The sequence below is a fragment of the Frankia sp. CoBUL1 genome (assembly GCF_978021245.1).
This window is the reverse complement of record NZ_CDXDOS010000150.1, coordinates 1-8262: the sequence shown is the minus strand read 5'-3', so window position 1 is coordinate 8262 and position 8262 is coordinate 1. Positions and strand designations below refer to the sequence as shown.

The window sequence follows — 8262 nt, the reverse complement described above, 5'->3', positions numbered from 1 at the left end:
GCCACGCTGTGACGCCGAGCCCGACCACCCGGCGCGGTCAGCCACGCCTGCAACCGACCCAGCCCACACCGGAAATCCTCACCTCAGACCCCGGCACTGACCTGCCGGAGACCTCGGAAGTCGGCGGCGTCACCCATCTACACCGGGATGGTCGAACGGTCTTCACGATCAACCGCGAGGACCCCATCGGCCGCCGCCGGTTCTCATTGGCCCACGAGGTCAAGCACCTGCTCGACGACCCGATTGTGTCCACGGCCTATGTCAGGATCGGCTTCGGCACGGCCGAGGACCACGCCCGCCAGATCGAACGCATCTGCGATCACTTCGCGGCCTGCTTCCTCATGCCCCGAACCGTCCTCAAGCGCGCCTGGTCCAGCGGGTTGCAGGACCTTGAAGCCCTCGCCGGGCAGTTCAAGGTGTCCATCTCGGCCATGCGGATACGCCTGAAATACCTGGGGCTGACCGACGAAGCCGAGTGACCGGTTCCGGCTGGACGGGCCGTCGATGTTCTTCGGGGCCGACTGCCCCAACGCGGCATAAATAACGAAAGGAGGAACTGTGAGCAAGCAGAAACGCCCGGCGATACGCGGCGAGCAGGCCATCGCCTACTACCGCGTCTCGTCAGCCGGGCAGGTCAATACCGACTTCGACCCGGAAGGCATCTCGCTGCCCGCCCAGCGCGTGGCCTGCAACGAACGTGCCCGCGAGCTGGGCATCGTCCTGGTCGATGAGTACCTCGACCCCGGGAAGAGTGGCAAGACGATTGACCAGCGGCCGGCCTTCCAGGAGATGATCGCCCGCATCAAGGCCGACCGGAACATCAAGCACGTCTTCGTCTATGCCCTGTCGCGGTTTGCCCGCAACCGCTACGACGACGCGATCATGATGGTGACCCTCGAACGGCTGGGCGTCCAGCTCCACTCGGCGACCGAGCGGAACCTGGACGCCTCGCCGGCCGGCCAGGCCATGCACGGCATGATCGCCGTGTTCAACGAGTACCAGGTGCGGGTCAGCGGCGAGGACATCAAGTACAAGATGGGCCAGAAGGCCATGAAGGGCGGCACGCTCGGCGTCGCACCTCTCGGCTACCTGAACGTCCGGGAGCAGTTCGAGGGCCGTGAGGTCCGCACGGTGATCGTCGACCCGGAACGCGGCCCCCTGATCACGCTGACCTTCGAGTTGTACGCCACCGGCAAGTACAACTTCCACACTCTGCGTGAGGCAGTCACCGCTGCGGGCCTGCGCACCAAGCCAACGAAGCGCTGGAGCGCCCGACCCATCTCGGTACACAAGATCGGCGACTTGCTGAAAGATCGCTACTACCTCGGCCTCGTCAGCTACGAGGGCGAGGAGTACCAGGGCCGGCACGAGCCCTTGGTCTCCCAGGACCTGTTCGACCAGGTGCAACGAGTGCTGTTCGCCGAACGGCAGGCCGGGGCGCGGCAGCGCGTCCACAACCACTATTTGAAGGGACTCGTCTGGTGTGACCGCTGCCAGCGACGGCTGATCATCACGCCTGGCAAGAGCAAGACCGGCGTGACCTACTTCTACTACATCTGCCGAGGACGCCAGGACCGCTCCTGCGACCTGCCGTACCTGCCGGTGGCGGACGTCGAAGACGCCATCGAGCGACACTACGTCAACGTCCGGCTCTCTGAGGAGTTCCGCGCCGAGGTCCAGAGCCGCCTCGACGAAGCCTTGTCTAGCACTACGGACAGCACCCGCCGACTGCACGCTCAGTACCAGCGGCAGCTCAAGGAGCTGAACAAGCGGGAAGACGGTCTGCTCGACCTGGTGGGCGATCCGGACTGGCCCAAGGACAAGCTGACAGCCAAGATGCGGGCCGTCCGCGAGGAACGTGCCCGGATCGAGACCCGGCTGGGTGAACAGGATCTGCCCCTCAACGAGGGCTACGAGGTGCTGACCACCGTGCTTCGCCTCCTGGAAGATCCGCAGGCGCTCTACCGACGCTCGGGCCTCCGGGCTCGGAAGGTGCTCAACAAGGCTGTCTTCACCCGGCTCTACCTCGACCAGGTACCCGCCGGGGCAACCGTGACCACCGAGGACCTCAACGAGCCGTTCGACACCGCCGTGACAGCACACCGGGCCTGGAGCCTTGGAGAGGCCGTAGACGATGTACTGGCGGAACGCGCTACGCGCGTCGCCCCAGCACGCGAAAGCGGCGCCTCCCTTTCGGGTGACGCCGCTTCACTGGGGTTCACTACCACCGCCTCGCTGAGCACTGTCCTGGAGGACGAGTGTTCGAGTAAGGCCGTGATGGTGGAGGTGAGGGGACTCGAACCCCTGGCCTCCTCCGTGCGAGGGAGGCGCTCTACCAGGCTGAGCTACACCCCCTGGAAGCATCTGAAGCTTACAGGACCGCGTAGCCCATGTGACGACCACCCGGTTCGGATGGATCGCCACCTCCGGCCGGCCGTCAGCTGATGCTGATGCTGATGCCCTCCTTGCCCCGAGCCCTTGATCGGGCGGCCGGCACGGCGACCTCCCGGGTGAGATCTGGCTGGATGCGGTCCGACAGGGCGAGGCCGGACCGCGCCCCGTCGGACCTCGCGACGGTGGCCATCAACCGGTCGAACAGGGGGGCCGCGGCGGCTGGCCGGAGCAGCCCCGCCTCATGGCCGCACCATCCCCACAGCCGAGCGCCGTCGATGACGAGCTCCTGGTCCGGCTCGGTGCTTCGGGGGAAGGCCAGCCGGGCGTCGGTCGGAACATCCGGCGTGCCGAGCTGGTGGTGCGTCCACAGCTGCAGGGACTCCTCCGGGCACCACGCCTTGTCGCGGACGGCTATCTGCCATACCGCCCGTCCGGGCCGGTACAGGGAGAGCCGGATCGCCGTTCCCCGGCAACGGAACAGCAGACCGACCCCGTCGGGACGAACACCTCGTACCTCGACGGGCACCGGGGAGCTCCCCGGGCAGACGAGGTATCCCTCGCTCCGCAACCGGGCCATCCACGACTCGAAGGTCACAGCGAACGCTGCCTTCCTGATAGTTCTCGATAGCTACACAGTGATTACGTGATGATTACGCAGTAGTTGCGCGGGTCTGGGAAGCCCCATCGGGGGATCGGCCGGTCGGGACCGGACCAGCCGCCGGGACCGGACCAGCCCGGCTGGCCCTGGCGACGTGGCCACAGGTGACCGGGGCGGGCAGCGGGCCGGCGTGCGACGGGAGAAGACGGAGACGGCGCGACCTGGCTCATCCGGCGGAGCGCACAGCTCAGCCGGTTATCCGGGGAGCGCACACGGAGCACTCCGGTGAACGAACCGGCCGGGGCAGGACGGGAGTCCGGGAATACGGATGATCGATAGCTGCTCCCATCGGGAGCAAAAAGATCATCCGTTCAGGTCTGGCGCCGAGCTCCGAGGCCCCTCGCGCCCAGAGCGGTCCCAGAATTACAGGACCGATGTGCTCGTCGCGCGTGCGGCGAGCCTCAGTGGACGCGAGGGCTGGGACAACACCGACAGCGCCCTGGACAACAGACCTCTCGCCACGCCCAGTGAGGGGCGGAGCCGGGCTGCCAACGGAGCGTCACGTCTTTATTATGCACGGCAGCCCGGCCGGGCGTCGGAGCGCAAGTGGCCGCCGGAGATCGGTTCAGGCCCATGCGGACACGGTGATTCCGGCTGTCCGGAGCGCCTCGACGATCTTCACGCCGCACGCCGCACGCCGTGTATCGCTCGGATCGGGGCAGGTGCCCCGAGACGGTGTGGGTCGGTATCCTGGCGACTACCGGGGAACGACAACCACAGGACGATGTCCGGTCCGGACGGCGAGCACGAGGAGTCCGCCCGGCCGGCACGAGGAGGTTGTCGTGATCTTCGATAATCGGGAGGAGGCCGGCCGGCAGCTCGGGCAGCGGCTGGCGCATCTACGCGGCCGTGATGTCGTTGTCGCCGGGCTGCCCCGCGGGGGCATTCCCGTCGCGTTCGAGGTGGCGCGGGTGCTGGAGGCCCCGCTGGACGTCATCCTCGTCCGCAAGCTCGGTGTCCCCTTCCAGCCTGAGCTCGCGATGGGGGCCATCGCCGAGGGTGGGGTGCGGGTCGTCAACGAGGAGGCCCGGCGGCTGGCCAACGTGGGGCCGGACGAGTTCGCCGCGGTTCAGGCGCGCGAGTTGGTGGAGCTTGATCGTCGGGCCCGGCGGTTCCGGAACGGCCGGCCAAGGATCCCGCTCGCCGGGCGGACGGTGGTCGTGGTGGACGACGGGATCGCGACCGGATCGACGGCCTCTGCCGCGTGCCAGGTCGTGCGGGCCCAGGGAGCCACCCACGTGGTGCTGGCGACCCCCGTTGCCCCCCGTGACCGGATCGGCTGGCTGCGCCGGCAGGCAGACGAGGTGGTCTGCGTCCAGACGCCCGACGCCTTCTTCGGTATCGGCGAGTTCTACGCGGACTTCTCCCAGACACCGGACGAGGAGGTCGTCGACCTGCTGCGCCGGGCCGCGCTGACGATGCCGGTCGGCGGCGCGGTAGCCGACCCGTCCGGCGGCGACGTCGAGGTCGACATCCCCGTCGGTCGAGTGCGGCTCGCTGGTCGGCTCACCGTGCCCGACCAGTCCCGGGGAGTAGTCGTCTTCGCCCACGGCAGCGGCAGCAGTCGGCACAGCCCACGTAACCAGTTCGTGGCCCGCGACCTCAGTGCCGCGGGGCTCGCGACCCTGCTGTTCGACCTGCTCACCCCGGACGAGGAGCGTGACCGGGCGAACGTGTTCGACATCAGGCTGCTTGCCCGGCGGCTGATCGATGTGACCGGTTGGCTGCGCGGCCAACCGGTCACGGCTGCCCTCCCCATTGGTTACTTCGGCGCCAGCACCGGCGCCGCCGCGGCGCTGCGGGCCGCAGCGGAAGGGGGGTTCCCCGTCGCGGCCGTCGTGTCGCGGGGCGGCCGACCGGACCTGGCCGCGGCGCAGCTGACCGCGGTACGTGCCCCGACGTTGCTCATCGTCGGTGCGCGGGACGATCTGGTCCTCGAGCTGAACCGGCAGGCCCAGGCCCGACTGCTGGGCTGCGAGAACCGGCTGGCGATCGTCCCGGGCGCCACGCACCTGTTCGCCGAGCCGGGTGCCCTGGAGCAGGCGGCCGCGCTCGCGCGTGACTGGTTCGTCGATCACCTGGCGTTGGCCGGCCATCCCGGTCGCGCCTGACCGGGTACTGACCCGCTCTCCGCGCGACGCCGGGCGATGCGTGCCCACCCGGGCGACACTCTGGTGATCCACCGTAACACCACCCGGCAGCCGGATCGACTCGGCAAGATCTTCGAGGTGCGCTCGGCGGCTGGGGATCCGCCGTTTGCGGTCCGCTGGTCCGGCACGGGGCACGTCAGCTTCGTCTACCCGGGTCCGGATGCCGAGATCCGTCACCGCGACGAGGAGGCATGCGGCGGGGCCGGCTGAGCGGCCCGGATCAGGCCTGGTCGACGACCCGCCCCGCATCGAGGGCGAGGATGCGGTCGGCGAGAACCTCGGCGTCCGTGGGATCGTGCGTGACGATGAGCACCGGAGCCGCCAGCGTCGGTAGCACATTGTGCAGGAAGGACCTGACCTCGCGGCGGGTCGCGGTGTCGAGCGCGGCGAGCGGTTCGTCGAGCAGCAGCAGTCCGGGCCCTGGTGCCAGCGCCCGCGCGAGCGCCACCCGTTGCCCCTGGCCGCCGGACAGGGCATCCGGTCGCCGGTCGCCGAGATGGCCGATTCCGAACCGTTCCAGCCAGGTGTCCGCGGACGCCCGGGCGTGCCGCCGGCCCTGGCCGAGGCGGGCCCGCAGGCCGAAGGCGATGTTGTCGCGGGCCCGCAGGTGTGGGAACAGCAGGTAGTCCTGGAAGACCATGCCGACCGGCCGCTGTTCGGACGGGACGAAGCGGTGCTCGGCCGGGTCGTCGAGAACCTCGCCGGCGAGGGTGATCCGGCCCTCGTCGAGCGGGAGGAGGCCGGCCAGGGCCCGCAGCAGCGTGCTCTTGCCCGCCCCGCTGCGGCCGAGGACGGCGACCGTCTCCCCCCGCGCCACGCTGACCTCGACGTCGAGCACGAACTGGCCCCGTCGCACCGTCATCAGCGCGCTGAGCCCGCCTGACGCCGGATCCAGGCCGGGGGCGGAGGGCGCCGCCCGCGCCGAATCTCCGGTGACGGTGTTCACGGGGTGCCCTGTGTTCACGGGATGCTCCGCTCGAGCGCATCCGGGGCGGCGCCACGCGTTCCCCGGTTGCGTAAAATTCGCCGGGTGCCGGGGAACCACCGGCCCCGCAGCGCCACCAGAACCCCGACGCAGACCGCGAGCAGTACGAGTGACAGCGCGATGGCGGTGTCCGAGTCCGTCTCCAGCGCCAGGTAGACCGCGAGCGGCGTGGTCCGGGTGGTCCCGGGGAAGTTGCCGGCGAACGTGATCGTGGCCCCGAACTCGCCGAGGGCGCGGGCCCAGCACAGCGCCGCGCCGGCGGCCACCGCCGGCGCCGTCATCGGCATGGTGACTCGGCGAAACGTCATCCATGGCCCGGCGCCGAGGGTGGCGGCGGCGTCCTCGAACCGCCGATCGGCGCTGTTCAGCGCGCCCTCGACGGACACGACGAGGAACGGCATGGCCACGAAGGTCTGCGCGATCACCACGCCGACGCTGGTGAACGGGATGGTGATGCCGAACCAGCCATCGAGGTACTGGCCGACGATGCCGCGCCGACCCAGTACCAGAAGTAGGGCCACGCCGCCGACCACTGGCGGCAGCACGAGCGGGAGGGTGACCAGGGCGCGCAGCAGAGACCGGCCGGGAAAACGCGTGCGGGCCAGCAGCCAGGCCAGGGGGACACCGAACAGCAGCGACAGCGCGGTCGTGGCGGTGGCCGTCTCCACCGACAGGAGAAGGGCCTGCCGGACCGCGATCTCGGTGAGCAGATCGGGCAGGGCGGACCAGGGAGCGCGGACGAGCAGGCCGACGAGCGGCAGGAGCAGGAACAGGCCAGCGATCCCGGCCGGCACCAGCAGCGCCCAGGACATCCGGCGGCGCGTTTCCCGGCGAACCGTGCGGCGTGGATGTCCGCCGGTCCGCGGGTCACCCGGCCGGGGTGCCCGATCGCGCGGGCCGAACCGGCCGTGCGGGCCGACAGCCCGTTGCTCCGGCTGACCCCCTCGAAGGAGCGAACCGCCGAGGGTCGACACGGCGGGCAGGCCCTTCTCGCTGATCGGGGTCAACGATGCTCGGGAAGCTCGATGACGACGTTGGTCGACTTCACCGCGCCGACCGCGAGGACGCCAGCTTCCAGCCCGAGTTCGTCGGCGGCCTCCCGGCTCATGAGCGAGACCAGGCGATGCGGGCCGGCCTGGATCTCGACCTGGGCCATCACCGTGTCGCGCACCACGCGGGTGATAATCCCGGGGAAGCGGTTACGCGCGGATTCGGCGACGACCGGCGTCTGGGCGGCGGTCTGTTCGGTCGCCAGATCCTCGGCGAATCCGGCCAGGGTGCCGCCTTCGATCGCCCGGCGGCCGGCGTCGTCCAGGACGGTTGGCAGTCGGCCGCTGTCCGCCCACCGGCGGATGGTGTCGTCGCTGACACCGAGCAGCGCGGCGGCCTCGCTGATCCGGAATCTCGGCATGGGGTGATCGTACCCGCATCTTCGGGAGAACTGCGACGCATGATCCGAAATTACGGAGAAATTACAGAGAAATATCCGCTCCTGCGGGTTGGGCGGCGAGGTGGTCGGATTGACGGGACCGTGTCCTCGACCGACCCGATGCCGGCCGGATGACCGGTTGGCGCATCACGATCCGGTCCGGCGGGGCACGATGCGGAGGTTGCCCTTCTCGGCCCGACTCGTCCCCTGCCCGACTCGCCACTCCTGGAGCACCCGTGACACCGCTCGCTTCCAAACCGACCGCCACCGCCACCACGTCCTACGGTGACCCGGTCGCCGGCCCCGTGCGGATCAACGCGTGCGCTGCTCGTGGCGGGTGATCGGGTGCTGCTCGCCAACGAGCGTGGCCAGAAGTCGTTCCACTTGCCGGGAGGCCGGGTTGAGCCGGGGGAGACCGTGCAGGCGGCGCTGCGCCGGCTGCTGAACGAGCAGGCCGGTATCGAACTGGACTACCTGACGTTCGTGGGCGGCATCGAGAGCATCTCGATCGAACGCGGTGAGCGGACGGGGGTGCTCGACGTCGTCTTCGCCGCTGACCGGTCGTGGGGCGCCGACTTCGGGAGCAGGTTGAATGATCTCGACATCGTCTCGGTGTCCCTTGGGAGCCTGCTCGACCTGGAACTAA

8 protein-coding genes, 1 tRNA gene and 1 pseudogene are annotated in these 8262 nt (G+C 69.7%); 5 read left to right on the top strand and 5 right to left on the bottom strand.

From position 1 onward, the window contains the following. Both AC08OX_RS11885 and AC08OX_RS11880 read left to right on the top strand, forming a co-directional pair. On the top strand, positions 1 to 479 hold a 479-nt coding region (locus AC08OX_RS11885; protein ID WP_476607875.1), incomplete at its 5' end, for an ImmA/IrrE family metallo-endopeptidase. Positions 480 to 558: 79 nt separating this feature from the next. Continuing rightward, positions 559 to 1575, top strand: a pseudogene (locus AC08OX_RS11880) (recombinase family protein); the annotation flags it as partial. 703 nt (positions 1576 to 2278) lie between these two features. Here the strand turns inward: AC08OX_RS11880 and AC08OX_RS11875 are convergent. Both AC08OX_RS11875 and AC08OX_RS11870 read right to left on the bottom strand, forming a co-directional pair. After that, positions 2279 to 2355 (bottom strand) — tRNA-Ala (locus tag AC08OX_RS11875). Positions 2356 to 2437: 82 nt separating this feature from the next. Continuing rightward, on the bottom strand, positions 2438 to 2989 hold the full coding sequence (locus tag AC08OX_RS11870) for a hypothetical protein (protein WP_476607874.1): 552 nt from the start codon (positions 2987 to 2989) through the stop codon (positions 2438 to 2440). An 845-nt stretch (positions 2990 to 3834) separates the two neighbouring features. Here AC08OX_RS11870 and AC08OX_RS11865 point away from each other — a divergent pair. Together AC08OX_RS11865 and AC08OX_RS11860 are read left to right on the top strand one after the other, a co-directional pair. Next, a complete protein-coding gene (locus AC08OX_RS11865; RefSeq protein WP_476607873.1) occupies positions 3835 to 5163 on the top strand; it encodes a phosphoribosyltransferase family protein in 1329 nt (442 codons plus the stop codon). A gap of 36 nt (positions 5164 to 5199) precedes the next feature. Further along, positions 5200 to 5412 (top strand): DUF1918 domain-containing protein, encoded by a 213-nt coding sequence (locus AC08OX_RS11860; protein WP_476607872.1) that lies wholly within the window; start codon positions 5200 to 5202, stop codon positions 5410 to 5412. Between the two features lie 10 nt (positions 5413 to 5422). Here AC08OX_RS11860 and AC08OX_RS11855 read toward each other — a convergent pair whose 3' ends face one another. From AC08OX_RS11855 to AC08OX_RS11845, 3 genes are all read right to left on the bottom strand, one after another. Then, the gene (locus tag AC08OX_RS11855) at positions 5423 to 6148 is read right to left on the bottom strand and encodes an ABC transporter ATP-binding protein (protein ID WP_476607871.1); all 726 of its coding nucleotides are present in this window, start codon (positions 6146 to 6148) and stop codon (positions 5423 to 5425) included. A gap of 14 nt (positions 6149 to 6162) precedes the next feature. Continuing rightward, positions 6163 to 6999, bottom strand: coding sequence for an ABC transporter permease (locus tag AC08OX_RS11850; protein WP_476607870.1), 837 nt, complete (start codon positions 6997 to 6999; stop codon positions 6163 to 6165). Positions 7000 to 7190: 191 nt separating this feature from the next. Further along, positions 7191 to 7598 carry a TOBE domain-containing protein gene (locus AC08OX_RS11845; RefSeq protein WP_476607869.1) on the bottom strand — a complete coding sequence of 136 codons (408 nt, stop codon included), beginning with the start codon at positions 7596 to 7598 and terminating at the stop codon, positions 7191 to 7193. A 303-nt stretch (positions 7599 to 7901) separates the two neighbouring features. On the opposite strand from AC08OX_RS11845, the gene AC08OX_RS11840 reads away from it, so the two are divergent. Beyond that, on the top strand, positions 7902 to 8262 hold a 361-nt coding region (locus AC08OX_RS11840; protein WP_476607868.1), incomplete at its 3' end, for an NUDIX hydrolase.

Bases quoted from the DNA above. Each gene is read 5' to 3' on its own strand.
- AC08OX_RS11845 (WP_476607869.1), bottom strand. From the start codon at position 7,598: ATGCCGAGATTCCGGATCAGCGAGGCCGCCGCGCTGCTCGGTGTCAGC.
- AC08OX_RS11850 (WP_476607870.1), bottom strand. From the start codon at position 6,999: ATGTCCTGGGCGCTGCTGGTGCCGGCCGGGATCGCTGGCCTGTTCCTG.
- AC08OX_RS11860 (WP_476607872.1), top strand. From the start codon at position 5,200: ATGCGTGCCCACCCGGGCGACACTCTGGTGATCCACCGTAACACCACC.